The sequence below is a fragment of the Allorhizobium sp. DMC15 genome (assembly GCF_056314065.1).
Genome location: NZ_JBQUZB010000001.1, coordinates 262,342 through 284,497, shown reverse-complemented (window position 1 = coordinate 284,497; position 22,156 = coordinate 262,342). Strand labels below are relative to the sequence as shown.

Sequence of the window (22,156 nt, the reverse complement as noted above, 5' to 3'; positions counted from 1 at the left end):
CGGATAGACCGAACGACTCCCTCCGCCAGCATGATCTGGTTCAGGTTCAAAGGGTGCTTCTCAGCCCGGCTTTCGCCGGACGCCCCTGTCTGCGTCCTGTCTATCTCAGACCGGTCTGCCTGTCACCGGCGCGACTTGTCTTTGATCAATTCATTTGCCGCTTGTCGCCAAATTGGTTACCTGCCTCCCGTTCCCCCAGCATCAGGTGTACGCTCTTGACCATTTCCCCCTCGCCTCTTCCCGCCCGCTCCTATCACGGCTTCCTGTTCGACATGGACGGAACGCTGCTCAACTCGATCGCCGCCGCCGAGCGGGTCTGGGGCCGCTGGGCGGCGAAAATGGGGCTCGATGTCGAGGCTTTCCTGCCGACCATGCATGGCAAGCGCGGCATCGATACGATCCGGGGGCTGAACCTTCCGGGCGTGGACGTCGTCGCCGAAGCGCTGGAAATCGAGCGCGGCGAGATCGAGGATGTCGAAGGGATCGTGCCGATCGCCGGGGCGATCGAGTTTCTGAACGCGCTTCCGGCCGAGCGCTGGGCGATCGTCACCTCGGCGCCCTCGGCGCTTGCCCGCGCCCGGATCGCGGCCGCCGGGCTGCCGCAGCCGCTGAAGATCGTCACGGCGGAAGACGTCAAAATCGGCAAGCCGGATCCGGCCGGCTACAGGCTGGGCGCAGAGCGACTGGGCGTCGATCCGACCCATTGCCTGGTGTTCGAGGATGTGATGGCGGGCGTGCTGGCCGGCGAAGGGGCCGGCGCCGATGTCATGGTGATCACGGCCACCCATACACATCCGCTGGAAACACGCCACCCGAGCCTGCACGGCTATGAGGGCGTGACGGTGGATGTCGATGGTGAAGGATTGATCCGGCTGCGTTACTGCTAAGGCCGCTGCGAGGCTGGTCTCACGAGCGCAGAGCGGCATGCGCCCCATGGAGCGCATGCCGGACATGTGAGGCGATCACGCCGCCTTGGCGACGTGATATTCCTTGATCGCGACCATTTTGATCGCCGGATAACGCTCCGCCTCGTAGCGCAGCGAGAACTGGTCCTGCGCCATGAAGACGGGATCGCCGTCCAGATCGCGGCAGATATCGCCGCGTCGCTGGGTCATGAACTTTTCCAGATCATCCTTGTTGTCGGCCGAGATCCAGCGGCAGACGGAGAAACGCGACATTTCGAAGGAGACCGGCAGCGTGTATTCGGCCGACAGGCGTTCCTTCAACACGTCGAGCTGCAGCGCACCGACGACGCCGACGATGGCCGGCGAGCCATCTTCCGGCGAGAAGAGCTGGACGACGCCTTCTTCCGCCATCTGCTGCAAAGCTTCCTTCAGCTTCTTCGCCTTCATCGCATCCTCCAGCCGCACGCGGCGCAGGATTTCCGGCGAGAAGTTCGGCACGCCCTGGAAAACGAGGTTTTCGCCTTCGGTCAGCGTATCGCCGATGCGCAGCGTGCCATGGTTGGGGATGCCCACCACGTCACCGGCAAAGGCGGTGTCGGCCAGCTGGCGCTGCGAGGCGAAGAAGAATTGCGGTGCCGTCAGCCCCATCAGCTTGCCGGTGCGGGCGAGCTTGGCCTTCATGCCGCGCTCCAGCTTGCCCGAGCAGATGCGGGCAAAAGCGATGCGGTCGCGGTGGTTCGGGTCCATGTTCGCCTGGATCTTGAAGACGAAGGCCGTCATCTTTTCTTCCGAGGCATGCACGGTTCTGACATCGGCCACCTGGTCGCGCGGCGGGGGCGCATAGGCACCCAGCGCATTGATCAGATCGCGCACGCCAAAATTCCGCAAAGCCGAGCCGAAGAATACGGGCGTCATGTGGCCTTCCAGGAAAGCCTTCTGGTCGAAGGGACGGCAGGCCTCGACGGCGAGCTCCAGTTCATCGACGAAAGCCGCACGCTCATTTTCCGGCAGGTGATCGGCAACACTCTGCGGGCCGTTGACCTTGGTCGGCTCGGCCTGGGTGTCATTGCCCCGGAAGGTGCTGTTGGCCAGATTGTAGGAGCCACAGAAGCTCTTTGAGCGGCCGACCGGCCAGGTGATCGGGGCCGTGTCGAGCGCGAGCTTCTCTTCGACCTCATCCAGGATCTCGAAGATATCCCGGCTTTCGCGGTCCATCTTGTTGACGAAGGTGATGATCGGGATGTCGCGCATGCGGCAGACTTCGAACAGCTTCAGCGTGCGCGGCTCGATACCCTTGGCGGCGTCGATGACCATGACGGCGGCATCCACGGCCGTGAGTGTGCGGTAGGTGTCGTCGGCGAAGTCTTCGTGACCGGGCGTGTCGAGAATGTTGAAGACATTGCCTTCATATTCGAAGGTCATCACCGAGGTGACGACCGAAATGCCGCGCTCGCGCTCGATCTTCATCCAGTCCGACCGGGTCTGGATGCGATCCTTCTTGGCCTTTACTTCACCGGCGAGCTGGATCGCACCGCCGAACAGCAGCAGCTTTTCGGTGAGCGTCGTCTTGCCGGCGTCCGGGTGGGCGATAATAGCAAAGGTGCGGCGGCGGGAGACCGCCTCTGCGAGCGTTTCAGCCATGTCTCAGGAATTCCTTTTGGTCGGCGGTTATCTAGCGTTTCGACAGCCAATATGCAATTGAGCGCGAGAAACAAAGGAACCTCGCCCATGTCCGCCGTTCGCTCCGATGTCCTTGGTCCCATGCTCAATCTGAAGCGTCTCTCCCATGGCGAGGGGATCGATCTGCCGGCTTACGAAACGAGAGGTGCTGCGGGCATGGATCTGAGGGCGGCCGTTGCCGAGGATGAGCCGACGACGTTGGCGCCGGGAAAGCGCGCTTTGATCCCGACCGGCTTCATCTTCGAGATCCCCCACGGCTTCGAGGCGCAGATCCGGCCGCGCTCCGGCCTTGCTTTCAAGAACGGGATCACCTGCCTCAACACCCCCGGCACGATCGACAGCGATTATCGCGGCGAAGTGAAGGTGCTCTTGATCAATCTCGGCGACGAAGAATTCGTGATCGAGCGCGGCATGCGGATCGCCCAGATGGTGATTGCGCCGGTGACGCAGGCGCGCGTGGCCGAGGTGAGCGAGACATCCGACACGGCGCGTGGCGCCGGCGGGTTCGGGTCTACGGGGGTGTGAGTGCTCCGGGATGATCGAACGGCTGACACTGCGGCAGGACTATTTTGGCGATCCTGCCGCATTTGAGGCGCTGGCCGATCTGCTGCACGATGTTTTCGGCATCGACATCCGTCTGCTCAACGGTCTCGGTGGACCCGATCCCTCGTCGATGCCGTTCGGCTATTTCGACGAGGCCGGTCGTTGTGTCGCCAATTTCTCGGCGTTTTCCCTGCCGGTCATGATCGAAGGGCGCGTGGTGAGGGCCGCAGGCTTTCAATCTGGTGCCGTTCGCCCGGAGTTTCGCGCACAAGGTCTCTACCGCGACCTCATGCACCGCGCCTTTGCCTGGGCCGACGCACAGAAGTTCGAAGCCGGTCTTCTTTTGACCGACAAGCCTGGCCTCTATCGGCCCTTCGGTTTTGACGTCGTGCCGCAGTTCAAGTTTTGCGGACATTTGCCCGCCAGCACGTCCGGCGAGGCCGATGCGCGGGATCTCGATTTGGCGAAGCCCGACGATCTCGCGCTGACCTTGTCTATTCTCGCGGACCGGCAACCCGTCTCCTCATTCCTTGCCGTTGCCCGCCAGTCCGAAATGTTCGTGCTCAATGCGCTCTTCGATCCGGAAATCCGACTTAGTTTTTTGCCCGCGCTCGAGGCCGTCATTGCCTGGAAGGTAATTGGCGACACCCTGCAACTGCTCGACATCGCCGCGCGGCGGATACCATCACTGTGCGAAATTCGTAACGGCATGGGCGTTTTGCCAGATCGCGTGGACGTGTTCTTCCCGACAGATCGCCTCGGATGGAGGGGAGATGCCGAGCCTTTCGAAGGCTCTTGTGCGCTGATGATCAGAGGGATGCAGCCGTCGGCGATATCCATGCCCGCCATGCTGTCGCCGATGGCTGATTTTTGACGCATGGCCACCTCCAGAGAAAGGTTTACCCAGCATGATAACCTGCAGCCTGCGCTATGTGGTCGACCCCTACAAACTCCCGGAATTCGAGCATTACGCCAAGCTCTGGATCCCCCTGGTCAATCGCCTGGGCGGCACGCATCACGGCTACTTTCTGCCGCATGAAGGGGCGAGCGACATCGCACTTGCCCTGTTCAGCTTTCCCTCGCTGGCGGCCTATGAGGCCTATCGCGAGGCGATGGCCGCCGATGCCGAGTGTCAGGCTGCCTTTGCCTATGCCGAGGAGACGCGCTGCATCCTGCGCTATGACCGCAGCTTCATGCGCCCGATCTTCTGACGATCAGCGCTGCGCTTCCATCGCCATGCGAACCGCCAGCCCGGCGAGCACCGTGCCCATCAACCAGCGCTGCACCACCATCCACACCGGCCTGCCGGCCAGGAACAGGGCGATCGTGCCGGCGGAAAGCGCGATCAGTGCGTTGACCGTTACGCTGATGACGATCTGGGTGAAGCCGAGGATGACGGACTGGACGAAGACGCTGCCAAGCGCCGGATCGACGAATTGCGGCAGGAGCGACACGTAGAGGATCGCCACCTTCGGGTTCAGCAGGCTGGTGACGAAACCCATGACGAAGAGTTTTCGCGGGCTGTCAACCGGCAGGTCACGCAGCTGGAAGGGTGAGCGGCCGCCAGGGCGTAGCGCCTGCCAGGCCATCCAGAGGAGATAGAGCGCGCCGCAGAATTTCAGGATCTCATAGGCCATAGGCACGGCGAGCAGCAGCACGGTGATGCCGAAGGCGGTCAGCAGCATGTAAACGACGAAACCCAGGGCGACGCCGCCGAGCGAAACGATGCCCGCCATGGGCCCCTGGCAGATCGAACGGGAGACGAGATAGATCATGTTCGGCCCCGGCGTCAGCACCATACCGAGACAGATCAGAGCGAAGGCGGCAAAGGCGGTGAGACTTGGCATGCAGGCGATCTCCGGGGTGTCAACGCCACTTAAGAGCGGGTTTCGGGCTGCGGCAATCGCCATCGTGTCACCGTTGCAAGTCTTCCGGCTCGAGATTATGAAATCATTTCGGAGAGGGAGGCCCCCATGACAGTTGCCACGATCATCGCCTATTGCGGCGCGCTCTTTATCGCGGCCGCGATTCCCGGACCCGGCATGACGGCGATCGTCGCGCGGGCATTGGGATCCGGTTTCAGGCCGACCTTCTTCATGGGGCTGGGACTTATCCTCGGTGATATCGTTTATCTCACGGCCGTGATCCTGGGGCTGGCCATCGTTGCGAAAACCTTCACCACGATCTTCCTGGTGATCAAGTTCATCGGGGCCGCCTATCTCGTCTATATCGCCTACAAGCTCTGGACAGCGGGGCTCCTTTCGCAATCGGTGACAGCCGACCGGGAAAGCCGGGCGGGACGCTCTTTCCTGTCCGGGCTGCTCGTGACGCTCGGCAATCCAAAGACGATGCTGTTCTATATCGCACTGGTGCCGAGCCTTCTGCCGCTCGGGAACATCGGGCTCATCGATTATCTGCTGCTGATCGGCCTGACATTCGCCGTGCTGATGGCAGTGCTCATTCCCTATATCCTACTGGCCGCCCAGGCGCGGCATCTGATGAAACGACCCTCGGCGCTCAAGCTGCTCAATCGCGGAGCGGCAGGGATCCTTGCCGGCACCGCTGCCTATATCGCGGCCCGTCCCGTCTAACCTTTTCCTCTCCCGGCGGAGGATTATTTCCCGTTTCAAAGACTGCGGAAACAAACGGTTCTGGCGGGCGGCAGACAATCTGCCTATCTTGTCTGCAAGCAAAAATCCGAAAGGGAGTGAAACATGACGGATACCAAGAAACCCGGGCGTGGACGCGTTTACGGATCGATCACCGAGACGATCGGCGACACACCCATCGTGCGGCTCGACAAGCTGGCCAAGGAAAAGGGCGTGAAGGCGCATCTGCTCGCCAAGCTCGAATTCTTCAACCCGATCGCCTCGGTCAAGGATCGCATCGGCGTGGCGATGATCGAAAGCCTGGAAGCCCAAGGAAAGATCACGCCCGGCAAGACCACGCTGATCGAGCCGACCTCCGGCAATACCGGCATCGCGCTCGCCTTTGCGGCCGCCGCCAAGGGTTATCGACTGATCCTGACCATGCCCGAGACGATGTCGATCGAGCGGCGCAAGATGCTGGCCCTGCTCGGCGCTGAGCTTGTTCTGACTGAGGGCGCCAAGGGCATGAAGGGCGCGATCGCCAAGGCGCAGGAACTGGCCGAGACGACGCCGGATTCGATCATCCCCCAGCAGTTCGAGAACCCGGCCAATCCGGAAATCCATCGCAGAACCACAGCCGAGGAAATCTGGAACGACACCGATGGTTCGGTCGATATCTTCGTTTCCGGCATCGGGACGGGCGGTACGATCACCGGCACCGGCCAGGTGTTGAAGGCGAAGAAACCGTCGATCAAGGTCATCGCCGTCGAGCCCGCCGACAGCCCGGTGCTTTCCGGCGGCAATCCGGGACCGCACAAGATCCAGGGCATCGGTGCGGGTTTTGCCCCTGCCATCCTCGACACGCACATCTATGACGAGGTCGTCACCATCACCAATGACGAGGCATTCGAGCACGCCCGTCTCGTGGCGCGGCTGGAAGGCGTGCCTGTCGGGATCTCCTCGGGCGCTGCACTGACTGCCGCCATCAAGGTCGGCCAGCGGGAAGAGAATGCCGGAAAAACGATCGTCGTGATCATTCCCTCTTTTGCCGAGCGTTATCTTTCGACCGCCTTGTTTGCCGGCCTCGGCGAATAAAGCAACGGGATCGGACAGGCATCGATGCCTTGCGGGCTGACGCGGTTTTCCCTTGCCGCGTCAGCCGCCATTGCCTTGCGTGTGCGGCATGCGCGTTTCGGCTCCGCCTGCCTCGCATGCCCGTTCTCCCCGCCACGCTTTTATGTGTCGGACTGTTCTCATGTCGGCAGCCACAGACAGGTTCCCGAATCCGTGGTGACCGACTTTTCGGTCAGAGGACCGCAGTTGCGAACCTGAAGACGTGCCGATGCCGCCACGAGAGGGTTTGGTCCATGATTGCCGACGACCGGCCGAGGTCGCCCCGGCCGCCGAGGACCGCCACAGCTTGACGAACTCGGTATGTCGATCCTCTCTCTGCGGGAACGCGGAACCGGCAAACGCCGCGAAGAGTTCAAGCGCAGGATACGGTATCGTGGATTGTCGGCGCCTCCAGGGTTAGCTAGGGTCGCTATCTGGTTTTTCTGTTTTAACGTCGCATAATACGTCTTCCTGTCAGACGATTGAGGCCCATGCGCTCCTATTTCGACACCCTGCCGGCCTTTGCAGCAGTCCAGAAAACCCTGTCCAGCAAGGACAAGGTGGTCACATATGGCGCCAGTCTTGCCGTCTTCCTCGTCGCGCTGCTGCTTCGGGCCTGGCTCGACCCGCTGATGCCCGCGGGCTTTCCTTTCCTCACCTTCTTTCCAGCCGTCGTCATTTGCGGCTTCGTCTTCGGAGTGCGCCAGGGCATTCTGGTCGCGATCCTCTCCGGCCTCTCGGCATGGTATTTCTTCATCACGCCCTACCGCTTCGACGTTTCGGCCGGAACGCTCGTGGCAATGGGCCTCTATGTCTTCGTCATCGTGACGGACCTCACGCTGATTCACCTCATGATGGGTGCCTACCGGGCGGAAATAGCCGCCAGGCAGGAGACACAGCGCCTGGCGGACGGGCAGGAGGTGATGGCGCAGGAGCTTGACCACCGACTGAAGAACATCTTCGCCACCATCAACGCCATCATCAGCCTTTCCTTGAAGAATGCCTCCAGTGCGGAGGAGCTTGCAGCACGGCTGCGCGACCGGTTGACGGCACTCGGTCGATCAAACCTGCTCCTCAGGGGCCTGCGCGAAGGCGAGGATGCCTCGCTGCAGTCCGTCATCTTCCAGGCGCTCGAACCCTTTGCCGTGGTCGGCACGCCGCGCTTCTCCGCCTCCGGCCCCCGGGTTCCGGTCGGTGGCCAGACCGTCGTGGTGCTCAGCCTCATCCTGCACGAGCTTGGCACCAACGCCGCCAAATATGGCGCACTCAGCGTCGGCACCGGCCAGATCGACCTGACCTGGCGCCTCGAAGACGGCGCAGACGAAGAGAGCCGGCTCATCCTGGAATGGCGCGAGACCGGCGGTCCCGTGCCAACACCGCCGGAGGTCGGCGCCGGCGGCTTCGGCTCCACCCTGATGAAGCGCGTGATTGCCGGAGTTCGCGGCCAGGCCGAGATGCACTATCCGGAAACCGGGGCCGTCATCCGCCTGTCGCTGCCGACCGACATGCTGAGACCGGACGAAACCGGGCCACAGAACGCCCGATAGCGGCACATCCCCGTCTCTGCCGAACTGGATTTCCCGCATACGCACAGCTTTCCTCGGACGCGACTGGCTTGCTCGGGTCTCCTTTGCCTGCGAGCGGGCCATCGCGCATTCAGGCTGCGGCCGCTAGACGCTCCGAGGCGATGCGGTAGGAGATCGCTTCGGCAAGGTGGATGCGGCCCAGGGTTTCCACCCCGTCGAGATCGGCCAATGTTCGCGCCACCTTCAACACCCGGTGATAACCCCTGGCCGAAAAACGGAACTTGTCGGCCGCGTCACGCAGCAACTGGAGGCCAGAGGGATCAGGTTCGGCAAGCGTTTCGATCAGCGCTGTCGAGCAGCGGGCATTGGTCGAGAACGGCAGATCGAGCCGAGCAAAACGCTCGCGCTGGCGGTTGCGGGCAGCGGCCACGCGACGGGCAACGTCGGCACTGCTTTCGGCCGTGCCCGGCCGGATGAGGTCGGAAGCCGAGACTGCCGGCACATCGATGCGGATATCGATGCGATCCATCAGGGGGCCTGAAATGCGGCCTTGATACTCGCTCTGGCAGCGGATTCCGCGGGCGCAGACATGGCCGGGTTCACCCGCCATGCCGCAGCGGCACGGGTTCATCGCGGCAACCAGCTGGAAATCGGAGGGATAGGAGACACGGTGATTGGCGCGGGCAATGATGCATTCCCCGGTTTCGAGCGGCTGGCGGAGCGCATCGAGCACCGGCGGGGCAAATTCGGGGAGTTCGTCGAGGAAGAGAATGCCGTGATGGGCGAGCGAGGCCTCGCCCGGTCGGGCCTTCAGGCCGCCGCCGACCAGTGCCGCCATGGTGGCGGAATGATGAGGGGTCCGGAAGGGGCGGCGATCCGACAGCTTGCCGCCCGAAAGCTGGCCAGCGATCGAATGGATCATCGAAACTTCGAGCAATTCGGCCGCAGAGAGCGGCGGCAGGATCGAGGGCAACCGGGCTGCCAGCATCGACTTGCCGGAGCCCGGCGGGCCGACCATCAACAGATTGTGCCCGCCAGCAGCCGCCACTTCCAAAGCGCGCTTGGCGCTTTCCTGGCCCTTGATGTCGGCCAAATCCGGCAGGTTGGCGGGCAGTGCGCGCACGGACGGCTCCGGCCGCGACAGGATCTGGGTGCCGCGAAAATGATTGGCGAGGCCAATCAGGCTGCGCGGCGCGAGGATGTCGAGGTCTGCGCCGGCCCAGGCGGCTTCGGCGCCGCTGTCGGCCGGGCAGATCAGCCCCTTGTCGACAGAGTTTGCGCTGATCGCCGCCGGAAGCGCACCAGCGATGGGGGCAATCGTGCCGTCGAGATTGAGCTCGCCGATGACGAGATAGCCGGAGAGCGCGTCACCCGGAATGGCGCCCAGGGCTGCCATCAGTCCGAGCGCGATCGGCAGATCGAAATGAGACCCCTCTTTTGGAAGATCCGCAGGTGCCAGATTGACGGTGATCCTCTTCGGCGGCAGAGCGAGACCGGAGGCATGGAGCGCGGCTTGCACCCGTTCGCGACTTTCGGCGACTGCCTTGTCGGGCAGGCCGACGATCTGCATGCCGGGCTTGCCCGGTGCCACCATGACCTGGACATCGACGGGCACACCCTCGATCCCCTGGAATGCAACCGTACTGACACGCGCCACCATTGCCCGCCCTCGCCGATCGTCCCCTGGCCGCCACCTGCAACTTCATATTGCGTGTGTAGACAGGAACAATCTCGCATAAGGCGCAGGAATTGGCAAGAACATTTACGGAACATCCGCATCCCGCGATAGTCGTGGGGTTGCAACCGGTTGCAACAGCAGAACGTGCCGTGAACTTTATGAGCCGTTTCAGATGCTTGCGTCAGGCGCGCTTCCGCTCGATGGCATCCCACAGAAGTGCCGCGATGTCGGCGCCGCCGAACTTCTTGACTTCGCGGATGCCGGTCGGGGAGGTGACGTTGATCTCCGTCATGTAATCGCCGATGACATCAATGCCGACCAGGAGGAAGCCCCGTTCACGGAGAGCGGGACCGATGCGGGCGCAGATCTCGCGTTCGCGGGCGGTCAGTTCGGTCGGCTCCGGCCTGCCGCCAGCGTGCATGTTGGAGCGGGCGTCATGTTCGGCCGGGACGCGGTTGATCGCGCCCACCGGTTCGCCATCTACGAGGATGATGCGCTTGTCGCCCTTGCGCACAGCCGGCAGATAGCCCTGGGCGATGAAGGGTTCACGGAACATCTGGTTGAACATCTCCATCAACGAGGAGAAGTTGCGGTCATCGCGGGTCGAGTGGAAGACACCGGCGCCACCGTTTCCGTAAAGCGGCTTCAGGATGATATCGCCCTGCTCTTCCCGGAAGCGGGCGATCTCGGCCGGATCCTTGGTGATCAGGGTCGGCGGCATCAGGTCGGCGAATTCGGTGACGAAGATCTTTTCCGGCGAGTTGCGCACCCAGGCCGGGTCATTGACCACGAGCGTCTTCGGGTGAATACGCTCAAGCAGGTGCGTCGAGGTGATATAGCTCATGTCGAAGGGTGGGTCCTGACGCAGCAGGACGACATCCATCGTGGAGAGATCGACGCGCTCCGGCGCTCCGAGCGTGAAGTGATCGCCCTTGACGTCACGCAGTTCCATGGGCTCGACGGTCGCATAGACCTTGCCATCGCGCATCGACAGCCGGTCGGGCGTGTAGTGGAAGAGCTTGAAACCCCGGGCCTGCGCCTCGAGGCTCATGGCGAAAGTCGAGTCGCCCGCGATGTTGATCGTGGAGACGTGGTCCATCTGGACCGCGACATTGGTGATTTTCGCCATGGATCTGTCCTCGTTCAAAAGCAAGGCAGATTTAGGCTGCGCCGCCAGTGATGGCAACGGCGGCCGCCTTGAATTTTCCTGATGCTGCGATCACCTCAGAGGGCCGAGTACTTGCCCTGACGCAGCGCATTGCGCAGCCGGTACAGCGTGGCGAGCGGACCGGGGAAGGGTTTGCGCAGGAAGGCGATCTTGCGGACGTAATTGTCGATGCGCCAGGTGGCCCAGGTGCCCCCCCGGAAATAGGCAATGTCGCCGGCACGTAACAGTCGCACTTCGCCGTCCGCGTCGGTCACATGGACTTCCCCTTCCTGGATCACAACCGTCTCGTCCCAGTTGAAATACCAGCGGAATTCGCCTGCGGTGCAGTCCCAGACGGCGGTTGAACTGGCCTCGTCGGTGCTGGTCGAATGCTCGCCGATGCGCGCCAGCGGGGTGCCGCGAATGATCCAGTCGGAATTGATCGGAGCCGCCTTCATGGCGAGGTGATCAGCATGCGCGGCAACCACGGCAGCCGGGCCTTCGGTTCGGCGGCGTGGCGTGGCAAGCATCAGACCGACCATTCCGGCAATGAGCAATTTAATTGGCATAGGTTCCCCCGTGAATGCGACCGGGGGACGCTAGCAGCCATGCGCTAAAGTCCGGTTTGGCAGATCATTCAAATGCGATCTATCCGGAACCTTCAGGCGAAGCTCGGAACCGGCACCGGGCAAATGGCGGAATTGGCCTCGCCTGCCGTTGTCGCTTCGACCCTCTTGCCCGTTTCTGCCGAGAAGAAATGCAGTTTTTCGGGTGCTATCCGGACAGGCAGACGATCGGCAAGAGGAGCGTTGGGCGAAACGATCACCGTCAGCACCTGGTGACCGACCAGACCGTGGACCAGTCTCTGGGCGCCAAGTTCCTCGACATAATCCACCGCCAGAACGAACTGGGCGTCCTGCGGCTCCGCCGCCACCAGATCTTCAGCACGCAGCCCCAGGCGGATCGGGCCATCCGGCAGCAGACCGGGTATCTGCAAGGGGACGTCACCGAAGATGAGCCGCCCGTCTTCGACGACGCCGTCGAGCAGGTTCATGGCCGGCGAACCGATGAAGCTCGCGACGAAGGTGGAGGCGGGGCGATTGTAAACCTCGAGCGGCGTGCCAATCTGCTCTATGCGACCACCATTCAGCACCACCAGGCGATCAGCGAGCGTCATGGCCTCCAGCTGGTCGTGGGTGACGTAGATCGCCGTCGTCTTCAGCCGCTTCTGCAGTTTGCGAATTTCGCCACGCATGGAGACGCGCAGCTTGGCGTCGAGGTTGGAGAGCGGCTCGTCGAAGAGGAAGACGGCAGGCTTACGCACGATCGCGCGGCCCATGGCGACGCGCTGGCGCTGGCCGCCGGAAAGCGCACGTGGCTTACGGTCGAGATATTTCTCGATTTCGAGCATTCGGGCAGCTTCGGCGACACGGGCGGCGATCTCTTGCCTCGGCGTACCACGGTTCTTCAGGCCATAGGCGAGATTGTCGTAGACGGTCATATGCGGATAAAGCGCATAGTTCTGGAAGACCATGGCGATGTCGCGATCGGCAGGCTCGACCTCGTTGACCACGCGGTCAGCGATCGAGATCGTGCCTTGCGAGATTGCTTCGAGACCGGCCACCATGCGCAACAGTGTGGACTTGCCGCAACCGGAGGGGCCGACGAGCACGATGAACTCGCCGTCCTCGATCTGAATGTCGACCGCGTCGACGGCGCGCGCTCCGCCCTTGTCGTAGATCTTGGAGACCTCGTTTATATCGATGGAAGCCATGATGCGTTCCTCTCTTACTTGTCGGTTTCGGTCAGGCCCTTGATGAACCAGCTCTGGAACACCACCACCACGATGACGGGGGGCAGGAGTGCGAGCACAGCCATGGCAAAGGCTTCGTTGTAATCGGGGATCTGCGAGCCGACCCAAACCTGAAGGATCTGCTTGATGCCGCGCATCAGGGTGTAGAAGCTCTCGTCCGTCGTCATCAGCATGGGCCAGAGATACTGGTTCCAGCCATAGACAAACATGATGATGAAGACGGCGGCGATCATCGTGCGCGAGAGCGGCAAGAGGATGTCGACGAAGAACTTGAACGGGCCGGCATTGTCGATGCGGGCGGCTTCCAGCAGTTCGTCGGGGACCGACTTAAAGAACTGGCGGAAGAAGAAGGTGCCGGTGGCCGAGGCCAAAAGCGGCAGGATCAGACCCTGATAGGTGTTCAAGAGTCCCAGATCGCTCATCACCTTGTAGGACGGCATGATGCGCACTTCGAGCGGCAACAACAGCGTGGTGAAGATGAGCCAAAAGGCGAGCGTCGCAAAACGGAAGCGGAAATAGACGATGGCGTATGCCGCCAGCATGGAGAGCACAATCTTGCCGATGGCAAAGCCTAGACCGAGGATCAGCGAATTCATCGCCATGGTCAGGCCCGTGACCTGGCCGGTAAAACCGCCCGACTTAAAGAGCACCTTGTCATAGGTCGAGGTGAAGTCGTCACCGATTGACAGCATCAGGCCATGGGTGTGGATCTCGGCCGCCGAATGCGTCGAGGTGGTGAAGGCGACGACCAGCGGCCCGAGCATGAAGATCACGCCGGCGATCAGGATCAGATGGTCGAAGAATTTGGTGCGATACATGGCGCTCTCCTCAACCGTAATGAACGCGGCGTTCGATGAAGCGGAACTGGATCATGGTCAGCACCAGCACGATCAACATCAGGATGACCGACTGGGCCGAGGACGAGCCGAGGTCATTGCCGCGGAAGCCATCGAGATAGACCTTGTAGACCAGCGTGATCGGGTTGTTGGCCGGCTTGTCCTTCACGATCACGTCGATCACGCCAAAGGTATCGAACAGCGAATAGGTCATGTTGATGACCAGCAGGAAGAAGGCGGTCGGGGTGAGCAGCGGCAGGATCACCGTCCAGAAGCGGCGTGTGCCGGACTTGCAGTCGATGGCGGCGGCCTCGCGGATGGAGGCCGGGATGCCCTGAAGGCCAGAGAGGAAGAAAATGAAATTATAGGGAATCTGGTTCCAGACCGCGACCGCGACCATGGCAAAGGCCGTGTCGAAGTAGTTGAGGCCCACCTTCATGTCCCAGCCGAACAGGGCGGCGAATTTGACGAAGGGACCGATATGTTGGTCGAAGAACATCATGCCGATCAGACCCGCGACCGGCGGGGCAATGGCATAGACCAGGATCAGAAGCGTTTTGTAGGCGGACTTGCCCCGGATCACGGCATCGGCTTTCAGCGCAAGAAGGAGGCCGAGCGACAACGCCAGGAAGGTTACAATCAGGCTATAGACCACCGTGAAGCCGGCAATCTTGCGATATTCGGGCGAGGCGAGTGCGTCCGTGTAATTGGCGAAACCGACGAAGCTGGAGCCGAAGCCGAAGGGATCCTCGATGTAGAAGGACGAGGTGATCGCCTGGGCGGACGGCCAGTAGAAGAAGATCGAAATGATCACGAACTGCGGCAGCAGGAATAGATACGGCAGATATCGCGAGTTGAACTGGACGCGCTTCATCGGGAACCTCTCAAGCAAAGTCCCGGGGGCATGCACCCCCGGGATCCGTCAGGCATGGCAAAGATGATCAGCCGGCGGTCTTGGCGAAGCGGGCGAGCAGTTCGTCGGCTTCCTTCTTGATCGTTTCCATTGCGTCCTTCGGGGTGGTCTCACCCGCGAAGATGCGGTTGTATTCGCGTTCCATGATCGAGCGGATCTGCGGGTAGAAGCCGAGGCGATAGCCCTTGTCCCACTCGGCGCCCGGCAGCTGCAGCTGCTTGATGCCCACTTCAGCAGCCGGCTTCTCGTTGTAGTAGCCTTCCGACTTTGCCAGCTCGTAAGCGGCATTGGTGATGGCGACGTAACCGGTGGCCTGGTGGTAGAACTTCTGGATCTCGGTCGAGGTCAGGAAGTTGAAGAACGTGGCCGTGCACTTGTTTTCTTCAGCCGACTTGCCGGACATTGCGAAGAGGGCAGCGCCGCCGATGAAGGAGTGGACGCCAGCGCCTTCGATTGAATTCCAGTAAGGCAGGAAGGTTGCCGAGAAGGGCATGGTGGCGGTCTTCTGCAGGCCACCGAAGGAACCCGAAGAGCCGATCCAGAGAGCGGCCTTGCCTTCTTCGAAGACCTTCTGGTTGTCGTTCCAGGCGGCACCGTAGTAGCCGAACAGGCCCTGGTCGTACCAGGCCTTGAGCTTGTCATACATCATGACATGGCGCTCGTCGGTGACGTTGATCGTGGTGTCGACGATGCTGTCGTAACCGTTGTTGTTCGAGGCGAACTGGATGTTGTTGCGCGAGAAGAAGTTCTCGGTGAACTGCCAGGTGAGCTGCGACTGGACGAGCGGGATGAAGCCGGCTTCTTTCAGCTTCGGGGCGATGGCTTCGAACTCTTCCCAGGTCTTCGGAGCTTCGACGCCGGCCTTCTTCAGGGCTTCGTCGTTGATGTACATGATCGGCGCCGAAGAGTTGAACGGCATGCCGACGAACTTGCCGTCCGAGTCGGCGTAGAAGTAGCGCACACCTTCGATGAAGGCGTCACGGTTAAACTCGAAACCGTTCTCCTTCAGGAGGTCTTCGGCCGGAATGGTTGCGCCCTTGGCGTTGATGATGGTGGCGGCACCAGCGTCGAAAACCTGCAGGATGTTCGGCTGTTCGCCGGAGCGGAAAGCGGCGATTCCGGCCGACAGGGCTTCCTCGTAGGAACCCTTGGAAACGGGCGTGATGGCGCATTCGCTCTGGGCAGCGTTGAACTTCTGGGCAAGCTCGTTGATGACTTCGCCGTTGCGGCCACCCATGCCGTGCCACCAGGTGATGTTGGTCGCGGCAAGCGTCGTCGATGCGGTCATGGTCAGGGCCAGTGCGGCCAGGGAAATCTTCTTGATCATGGGACAGATCCTCTCCACCGGTTGTTGCGGTGAGGCCTGCATTAGGCGTGGTCGATGACAGCGACTTGAATGTTTGGTGACAGTCCTGTCACAATTGGCGGGTTTCGAGTTTTCCACATCGAAGGCGAAACGAACCTAGAACGCGCCCGGCAGATGGGTCGGCCAGCGCCATGGCCGCACCACGATGATATCATGGCGAAGTGACAGTTTTGTCGCGTCGGACTGCCTGGTAATCCAATGATCTGAGGCGTTGTGAATACGGCGCTGCGCCTCCCAGCCGACGGCATCGACCCCGGAAGACACAGTCTTTCGCGCTTTCACTTCGACAAAAATGACGAGATCGCCGCGACGCGCGATGATATCGACTTCACCCGCCCGGGTACGATAACGGAAGGCGAGGATGCGGTAGCCTTTGAGCAGCAGGGCTATCGCCGCACGAACCTCCGACCAGCGGCCCAGCCTTTCGGCGCGGATGCGATTTCGATCCACGCCGACAGGCTTCATGCGGCCCCCTTGAGTTCCAGGAGCCGCTGATAGAGGTCCTTGCGCGGCAGGCCCGTGAGTTTGGCTGCCTCGGTCGCCGCCTTGGCCGTGGGCATGGTGCCGGCGAGTTCGGCGAGAAGACTGTCGACATCGGCGGCATCGGGGGCGGCATCGGCCATCGGCGGGCCGATCACCAGCACCACCTCGCCCTTCACGGCCTTGTCGGCATAGATCGCGGCGAGGTCGCCCAGCGTGCCGCGGCGGAATTCCTCGAAGGTCTTGGTGAGTTCCCGGCAGACGGCGGCAGGGCGGCTGGCATCCAGCTCTTCGGCAGCGGCTGCCAGCGTATCACCGATGCGGTGCGGAGATTCGAAGAAGATGAGCGTGGCCGGCACCTTGGCGAGTTCCTTCAGCCGGTCACGCCGCGCCTTGTCCTTGGTCGGCAGGAAGCCGGCGAAGAGGAATGCGTCGTTGGGAAGGCCGGAGCCGACAAGAGCGGCGAGCGGTGCGGATGCGCCCGGGATCGGCACGACGCGGTGGCCGGCCTCGATCGCCAACTGGCCGAGGCGATAGCCGGGGTCGGAGACGAGCGGCGTGCCGGCATCGGAGACGAGCGCCACTGACTTGCCAGCGTCCAGCGCGGCGAGCAGGCGGGCGCCGGCCTCGTCGGCATTGTATTCGTGATAGGCATAAGGCCGGTTCTCGATACCATAGCGATCGAGCAGGACGCGGGTCACACGCGTATCCTCGCAGGCGAGCACATCGGCACCGGCCAGCGTTTCCAAGGCCCGGAGCGTAATGTCGCTGAGGTTGCCGATGGGGGTCGCCACGAGATAGAGCGCCGGCTCCAGCGGGCGGGCGGGCACCAGCGTGTCGTTGAGGCGGTAGCGTTTGGCGGACGGCGCCTCGGCTGCGGGTTTGTCATGATCTGTCATGGCGTCTTTATCCTCCACGCCCCGATCTTCCACAAGGGCGCCCGGCCATAAACCATTCCGGCAACCAGACCTGTGCGCCGAGGTGGAAAACCTTGGAGGCTCTTGCTTTTCCCGTTCGTTTCCTGCCATTTTGCCCGTCCACATCGTCCGGCCCAGGGTCAGGCCGGCCCTTCTTCCATCCGGGCAACCGGATGACGACACGTCGAAAGCGGTAGCATCCTATGCGTATAACTCTTGAACGGTCCAATCTCCTCAAGTCGCTGAACCATGTGCATCGTGTGGTCGAGCGTCGCAACACGATCCCGATCCTGTCGAACGTGTTGTTGAAGGCCGAAGGTGCGGCCCTCGACATGAAGGCGACCGACCTCGACCTCGAAATCACTGAAAGCACGGCCGCCATGGTCGAGCAGGCCGGTGCCACCACCGTTCCCGCGCATCTGCTCTATGAAATCGTGCGCAAGCTGCCGGACGGATCGGAAGTGCTGCTGGCCACGACGCCGGACGGCGCGAGCATGACGGTGGCCTCGGGTCGTTCCAAGTTCTCGCTGCAGTGCCTGCCGCAGTCCGACTTCCCGGATCTCACCGCCGGCAGCTTCAGCCACAGCTTCAAGATCAAGGCATCCGATTTCAAGATGCTGATCGACCGCACCCAATTCGCGATCTCGACTGAAGAAACCCGCTATTATCTGAACGGCATCTTCCTGCACACAATCGAGGCTTCCGGCGCCCTGAAGCTGCGCGCCGTTGCAACCGATGGCCACCGACTGGCGCGCGCCGACGTCGATGCGCCCTCGGGCTCAGAGGGCATGCCGGGCATCATCATCCCGCGCAAGACGGTCGGCGAATTGCAGAAGCTGATCGACAACCCGGATCTCGTCATCGGCATCGAGATTTCGGATTCGAAGATCCGCCTCTCGATCGGCACCGTCGTTTTGACCTCCAAGCTGATCGACGGCACCTTCCCGGATTACCAGCGCGTCATTCCGCAGGCGAACGACAAGGAGATGCGCGTCGATTGCCAGACCTTCGCGCGCGCCGTCGACCGCGTCTCGACCATTTCTTCGGAACGCGGCCGCGCCGTGAAGCTGGCCCTGTCCGACGGCCAACTGCTGCTTACCGTCAACAACCCGGATTCGGGCAGTGCGACGGAAGAAGTGGCCGTCGGTTATGAAAACGACGCGATGGAGATCGGCTTCAACGCCAAATATCTGCTCGACATCACCAGCCAGCTTTCGGGTGACGATGCGATCTTCCTGCTCGCGGATGCAGGCTCCCCGACGCTCATTCGCGACACGGCCGGCGTCGACGCTCTCTACGTCCTGATGCCGATGCGCGTCTAAGTCGGGAATTTTCTTTCACGATACGTACTCCGACAGCGCCATTCCCTCTTGCGTTTGCGACAGACAAGCCCAAAATTGTCGCAATCGGCTCGCAGCAATCGAGCAGGAACAACAAGAGGGACGATCATGGCCATTCGACTGAAGGAACGGTTCGAGAAGAAATTCGATGAGGAGATCCGCTTCTTCAAGGGCATGATGCAGGGGCCAAAGACGGTCGGCGCCATCGTGCCGACCTCTTCCGTGACCGCAAAGCGCATGGCAAGCGTCATCGACGTGACGTCTGGCCTGCCCGTCCTCGAACTCGGGCCCGGCACGGGCGTGATCACCAAGCAGATCCTGGCCCGCGGCGTATCGCCGGAGAAGATCGTATCGGTCGAGTATTCGCGCGACTTCTACGAGCGTCTGGTCGAGGACTACGCGGGCGTGAACTTCATCCATGGCGACGCCTTCGATCTGAAGACGTCGCTTGGCGCCTTCGCCGACCAAACCTTCGACTGCGTGATCTCGGCGGTGCCAATGTTGAGCTTTCCGATGGAGGCGCGCATCCAGCTGCTCGAGGACCTTCTGTCGCGCATCCCCGAAGGTCGTCCCGTGGTGCAGATCACCTATGGCCCGGTGTCTCCGATCATCGCCAAGCCGGACCGCTACCACATCCAGCACTTCGACTTCGTCGTGCGCAACATCCCGCCGGCTCAGCTGTGGATCTACCGCAAGGCTTGAGCGACCCTCTCATATGAGCGGGGGATCACGGTCAGCTCTCCCTTGGTCGTGCTTGCGATTCAGCTCCGGTCGTGCGACTTGACGTCCGTCTCGATCTGGCAGGAGTGTTTGTCTTGAGCGCACGTCACCGTCTCATCGTCGGACTGGATGTTCCGACCGTCGCCGACGCGGAAGGCGTGGTTTCCACGCTCGGCGAGAGCATCTCCTTCTACAAGATCGGCTATCAGCTCGCCTTCGCGGGCGGACTGGAATTCGCCCGAGACCTTGCCAAGGACGGCAAGCAGGTCTTTCTCGACATGAAGCTGCTCGACATCGACAACACGGTTGCCTCGGCCGTCGAGAACATCGCGCGCATGGGCATGACCATGCTGACGCTGCATGCCTATCCGAAGGCGATGAAGGCTGCCGTTGAAGCGGCCAAGGGCTCGGGCCTCTGCCTGCTCGGCGTGACGGTTCTGACCTCAATGGACGAGCAAGATCTGACCGATGCGGGTTATGAATACGACCCGCATACGCTGGTTCTGAAGCGCGCCGAACAGGCGCGCATCGCTGGCATGGGCGGGGTTGTCTGCTCGGCGGAAGAGGCGAGCGCCGTGCGCCAGATCCTCGGGCCGAAGATGGCGATCGTGACCCCCGGCATCCGGCCTGCGGGCGCCGACCATGGCGACCAGAAGCGCGTGATGACACCGGCCGATGCGATTGCCGCCGGTTCCAGCCATCTCGTCGTCGCACGCCCGATCGTCAAGGCCGCCGACCCGAAGGCTGCCGCGCTCGCGATTCTGGCCGAGATGGATACGGCACTCGGCACGTCGAACTGAACTTACCAAGGGAGGAGACACCAATGGCCAAGGGATACTGGATCGCCCGTGTCGATATTCGCGATGCCGAGCGCTATAAGGACTATGTCGCGGCCGCCAAGCCGGCTTTCGAGAAATACGGCGCGACCTTCCTGGCACGCGGCGGTGCTTATACGCAGCTCGAGGGCCAGGTGCGCGCTCGCAACGTGGTGATCGAGTTCCCCTCGCATCAGGCGGCCGTCGATTGCTACAATTCGCCGGAATACCAGATTGCCGCCAAGATCCGCCAGGAAGTGGCCGACGCCGAGATGGTGGTTGTCGAAGGCGTGTGACGCTTCAGGCCTGAGGCTCTCTGTCCCGCTGGCAAAGGCCTCATCTGCCCTTTCCCCGGGCAAACGATTCGGCTAAGAGAAGCGCGATATCATACGCGCAGAGTGCGCCGCACCGTTCAGGGGAGCCCGTCCATGACCTTGTCCAACCAACCGCCGCTCGTCACCGTCTTCGGGGGTTCTGGTTTCGTCGGGCGGCATGTCGTGCGCGCACTGGCCAAGCGTGGATACCGCATTCGCGTCGCGGTACGCCGTCCCGACCTCGCCGGCTTCCTCCAGCCGCTCGGTAATGTCGGCCAGATCTCCTTCGTCCAGGCCAACCTGCGCTATCGCGCCTCGGTCGATGCCGCCGTTCAGGGCGCAGATCATGTGGTGAACTGCGTCGGCATCCTGTTCGAGAGCGGCCGCAACGGTTTCGATGCCGTGCAGGATTTCGGCGCCCGCGCGGTTGCGGAAGCGGCCCGTTCGGTCGGTGCGACGCTGACCCACATCTCCGCCATCGGCGCCGACACGAAGTCGGCCTCGTCTTATGCCGCCAGCAAAGGTCGAGCTGAAGTCGCGATCCAGGCGATCCTGCCGGACGCGACAATCCTGCGCCCATCGATCGTCTTCGGCCCTGAAGACGGCTTCTTCAACAAGTTCGCCGCCATGGCACAGCTGTCGCCCTTCCTGCCGCTGGTTGGCGGTGGCAAGACGAAGTTCCAGCCGGTTTATGTCGAAGACGTCGCCGAAGTCGTGGCGCGTGCCGTCGACGGCACGATTACGCGCGGCAAGACCTACGAGCTTGGTGGCCGCGACGTCATGACTTTCAAGCAGTGTCTCGAGACCATGCTCGAGGTTGTCGGCCGCAAGCGGGCGCTGGTGCACCTGCCCTTCGGCATCGCCTCGCTGATCGGCAGCATCGCGTCGGCCATCCCGCTGATCACGCCGCCGCTGACGCCGGACCAGGTAACGCTGCTGAAAAAGGACAATGTGGTTTCGGCTGCGGCCAAGGCAGAGGGGCGCACACTGGAAGGTCTCGGCATCGAGCCGGTCACCGTTGCCGCCATCCTGCCGACCTATCTCGTGCAGTATCGCGAGCACGGCCAATATGCCGGCGCCGGGAAGGCTGCCTGAGCAGCATTCCTGCTGGCTGCGGTGTGCCGGAGTTGCACAAAAGACGCAGCTAAAGAAAGACGCGTGTTAACCGCGGATAAAGCAAGATCGCCTATTGATGGCCGTCAAAGCAGTGCGTAAAGACTCGCCCGCAGCACCGGGCGAGAGTTTCCCACCGGCCATTTCTATTTAGACAGTCTCAAGAGGCATTTCATGGGCAAGTCCATCGCACTGTTCTTTGCATGTGCGGCATTGGTGATCATCGCCGGCTCGTTCGTCGCGCCGACCACCGTCGCGGCCCGCAAGGGAAACTGCACGCCGGCCTACGGGATCGACCCGTGCTCGACGGCGTCCATTCCGGCGACGAACTAATCATCTTTCCGAAAAA

Annotated in this window: 24 protein-coding genes and 1 riboswitch; of the genes, 13 read left to right on the top strand and 11 right to left on the bottom strand. The window is 62.1% G+C overall.

All coding sequences use genetic code 11. The features are described from left to right. Window positions 1–97: riboswitch (TPP riboswitch) on the bottom strand. A 118-nt stretch (window positions 98–215) separates the two neighbouring features. Beyond that, window positions 216–887, top strand: a complete 672-nt coding sequence (locus ACT53S_RS01420) for an HAD-IA family hydrolase (protein WP_476065675.1) — start codon at window positions 216–218, stop codon at window positions 885–887. A gap of 75 nt (window positions 888–962) precedes the next feature. Here the strand turns inward: ACT53S_RS01420 and ACT53S_RS01415 are convergent, their stop codons facing one another. Next, window positions 963–2,546: a peptide chain release factor 3 gene (locus ACT53S_RS01415; protein ID WP_476065674.1), complete on the bottom strand. Its 1,584-nt coding sequence runs from the start codon at window positions 2,544–2,546 to the stop codon at window positions 963–965. Window positions 2,547–2,633: 87 nt separating this feature from the next. On the opposite strand from ACT53S_RS01415, the gene dut reads away from it, so the two are divergent. From dut to ACT53S_RS01400, 3 genes are read left to right on the top strand one after another with little or no spacing between them, the layout of a single operon-like run. Further along, on the top strand, window positions 2,634–3,110 hold the full coding sequence (dut, locus tag ACT53S_RS01410; protein WP_476065673.1) for a dUTP diphosphatase: 477 nt from the start codon (window positions 2,634–2,636) through the stop codon (window positions 3,108–3,110). A gap of 10 nt (window positions 3,111–3,120) precedes the next feature. Then, complete coding sequence (locus ACT53S_RS01405; protein ID WP_476065672.1) at window positions 3,121–4,002, top strand: GNAT family N-acetyltransferase; 882 nt, start codon at window positions 3,121–3,123, stop codon at window positions 4,000–4,002. A gap of 34 nt (window positions 4,003–4,036) precedes the next feature. Next, window positions 4,037–4,339, top strand: a complete 303-nt coding sequence (locus ACT53S_RS01400; protein ID WP_476065671.1) for an NIPSNAP family protein — start codon at window positions 4,037–4,039, stop codon at window positions 4,337–4,339. 3 nt (window positions 4,340–4,342) lie between these two features. Here the strand turns inward: ACT53S_RS01400 and ACT53S_RS01395 are convergent, their stop codons facing one another. After that, complete coding sequence (locus tag ACT53S_RS01395) at window positions 4,343–4,975, bottom strand: LysE family translocator (protein ID WP_476065670.1); 633 nt, start codon at window positions 4,973–4,975, stop codon at window positions 4,343–4,345. A 126-nt stretch (window positions 4,976–5,101) separates the two neighbouring features. On the opposite strand from ACT53S_RS01395, the gene ACT53S_RS01390 reads away from it, so the two are divergent. From ACT53S_RS01390 to ACT53S_RS01380, 3 genes are all read left to right on the top strand, one after another. Continuing rightward, on the top strand, window positions 5,102–5,719 hold the full coding sequence (locus ACT53S_RS01390) for a LysE family translocator (protein ID WP_476065669.1): 618 nt from the start codon (window positions 5,102–5,104) through the stop codon (window positions 5,717–5,719). 123 nt (window positions 5,720–5,842) lie between these two features. Beyond that, window positions 5,843–6,811, top strand: a complete 969-nt coding sequence (gene cysK, locus ACT53S_RS01385; RefSeq protein ID WP_476065668.1) for a cysteine synthase A — start codon at window positions 5,843–5,845, stop codon at window positions 6,809–6,811. A 509-nt stretch (window positions 6,812–7,320) separates the two neighbouring features. After that, entirely contained in the window at window positions 7,321–8,376 is a 1,056-nt protein-coding gene (locus tag ACT53S_RS01380) for an HWE histidine kinase domain-containing protein (protein WP_476065667.1), read from the top strand. Between the two features lie 109 nt (window positions 8,377–8,485). Here the strand turns inward: ACT53S_RS01380 and ACT53S_RS01375 are convergent, their stop codons facing one another. From ACT53S_RS01375 to rsmI, 9 genes are all read right to left on the bottom strand, one after another. Beyond that, window positions 8,486–10,015, bottom strand: a complete 1,530-nt coding sequence (locus ACT53S_RS01375; RefSeq protein WP_476065666.1) for a YifB family Mg chelatase-like AAA ATPase — start codon at window positions 10,013–10,015, stop codon at window positions 8,486–8,488. Window positions 10,016–10,214: 199 nt separating this feature from the next. Continuing rightward, window positions 10,215–11,162: a glutathione synthase gene (gshB, locus tag ACT53S_RS01370; protein WP_476065665.1), complete on the bottom strand. Its 948-nt coding sequence runs from the start codon at window positions 11,160–11,162 to the stop codon at window positions 10,215–10,217. Window positions 11,163–11,257: 95 nt separating this feature from the next. Further along, window positions 11,258–11,749 carry a cupin domain-containing protein gene (locus tag ACT53S_RS01365; protein ID WP_476065664.1) on the bottom strand — a complete coding sequence of 164 codons (492 nt, stop codon included), beginning with the start codon at window positions 11,747–11,749 and terminating at the stop codon, window positions 11,258–11,260. Between the two features lie 92 nt (window positions 11,750–11,841). Beyond that, window positions 11,842–12,954, bottom strand: coding sequence for a sn-glycerol-3-phosphate import ATP-binding protein UgpC (locus tag ACT53S_RS01360; RefSeq protein ID WP_476065663.1), 1,113 nt, complete (start codon window positions 12,952–12,954; stop codon window positions 11,842–11,844). 14 nt (window positions 12,955–12,968) lie between these two features. Continuing rightward, window positions 12,969–13,811 carry an ABC transporter permease subunit gene (locus tag ACT53S_RS01355; protein ID WP_113375696.1) on the bottom strand — a complete coding sequence of 281 codons (843 nt, stop codon included), beginning with the start codon at window positions 13,809–13,811 and terminating at the stop codon, window positions 12,969–12,971. 10 nt (window positions 13,812–13,821) lie between these two features. After that, window positions 13,822–14,703: an ABC transporter permease subunit gene (locus tag ACT53S_RS01350; RefSeq protein WP_476065662.1), complete on the bottom strand. Its 882-nt coding sequence runs from the start codon at window positions 14,701–14,703 to the stop codon at window positions 13,822–13,824. Between the two features lie 67 nt (window positions 14,704–14,770). After that, window positions 14,771–16,069 (bottom strand): extracellular solute-binding protein, encoded by a 1,299-nt coding sequence (locus tag ACT53S_RS01345; RefSeq protein WP_476065661.1) that lies wholly within the window; start codon window positions 16,067–16,069, stop codon window positions 14,771–14,773. Window positions 16,070–16,204: 135 nt separating this feature from the next. Then, the gene (locus ACT53S_RS01340) at window positions 16,205–16,573 is read right to left on the bottom strand and encodes a YraN family protein (RefSeq protein ID WP_476065660.1); all 369 of its coding nucleotides are present in this window, start codon (window positions 16,571–16,573) and stop codon (window positions 16,205–16,207) included. Further along, window positions 16,570–17,487 carry a 16S rRNA (cytidine(1402)-2'-O)-methyltransferase gene (gene rsmI, locus ACT53S_RS01335; RefSeq protein WP_476065659.1) on the bottom strand — a complete coding sequence of 306 codons (918 nt, stop codon included), beginning with the start codon at window positions 17,485–17,487 and terminating at the stop codon, window positions 16,570–16,572. Before rsmI ends, ACT53S_RS01340 begins: the two co-directional genes overlap by 4 nt. 221 nt (window positions 17,488–17,708) lie before the next feature. Here rsmI and dnaN point away from each other — a divergent pair, with 221 nt between their 5' ends. From dnaN to ACT53S_RS01305, 6 genes are all read left to right on the top strand, one after another. Beyond that, window positions 17,709–18,827, top strand: a complete 1,119-nt coding sequence (gene dnaN, locus ACT53S_RS01330) for a DNA polymerase III subunit beta (protein WP_113375701.1) — start codon at window positions 17,709–17,711, stop codon at window positions 18,825–18,827. A 126-nt stretch (window positions 18,828–18,953) separates the two neighbouring features. Then, entirely contained in the window at window positions 18,954–19,547 is a 594-nt protein-coding gene (pmtA, locus tag ACT53S_RS01325) for a phospholipid N-methyltransferase PmtA (RefSeq protein WP_476065658.1), read from the top strand. Between the two features lie 113 nt (window positions 19,548–19,660). Further along, the gene (gene pyrF, locus ACT53S_RS01320; protein ID WP_476065657.1) at window positions 19,661–20,365 is read left to right on the top strand and encodes an orotidine-5'-phosphate decarboxylase; all 705 of its coding nucleotides are present in this window, start codon (window positions 19,661–19,663) and stop codon (window positions 20,363–20,365) included. 23 nt (window positions 20,366–20,388) lie between these two features. Beyond that, window positions 20,389–20,676 carry a DUF1330 domain-containing protein gene (locus ACT53S_RS01315; protein ID WP_110790244.1) on the top strand — a complete coding sequence of 96 codons (288 nt, stop codon included), beginning with the start codon at window positions 20,389–20,391 and terminating at the stop codon, window positions 20,674–20,676. A 132-nt stretch (window positions 20,677–20,808) separates the two neighbouring features. Beyond that, entirely contained in the window at window positions 20,809–21,789 is a 981-nt protein-coding gene (locus ACT53S_RS01310) for a complex I NDUFA9 subunit family protein (protein ID WP_476065656.1), read from the top strand. 192 nt (window positions 21,790–21,981) lie between these two features. Next, window positions 21,982–22,140: a hypothetical protein gene (locus tag ACT53S_RS01305; RefSeq protein ID WP_165826144.1), complete on the top strand. Its 159-nt coding sequence runs from the start codon at window positions 21,982–21,984 to the stop codon at window positions 22,138–22,140. The last annotated feature ends 16 nt before the right edge of the window (window positions 22,141–22,156 follow it).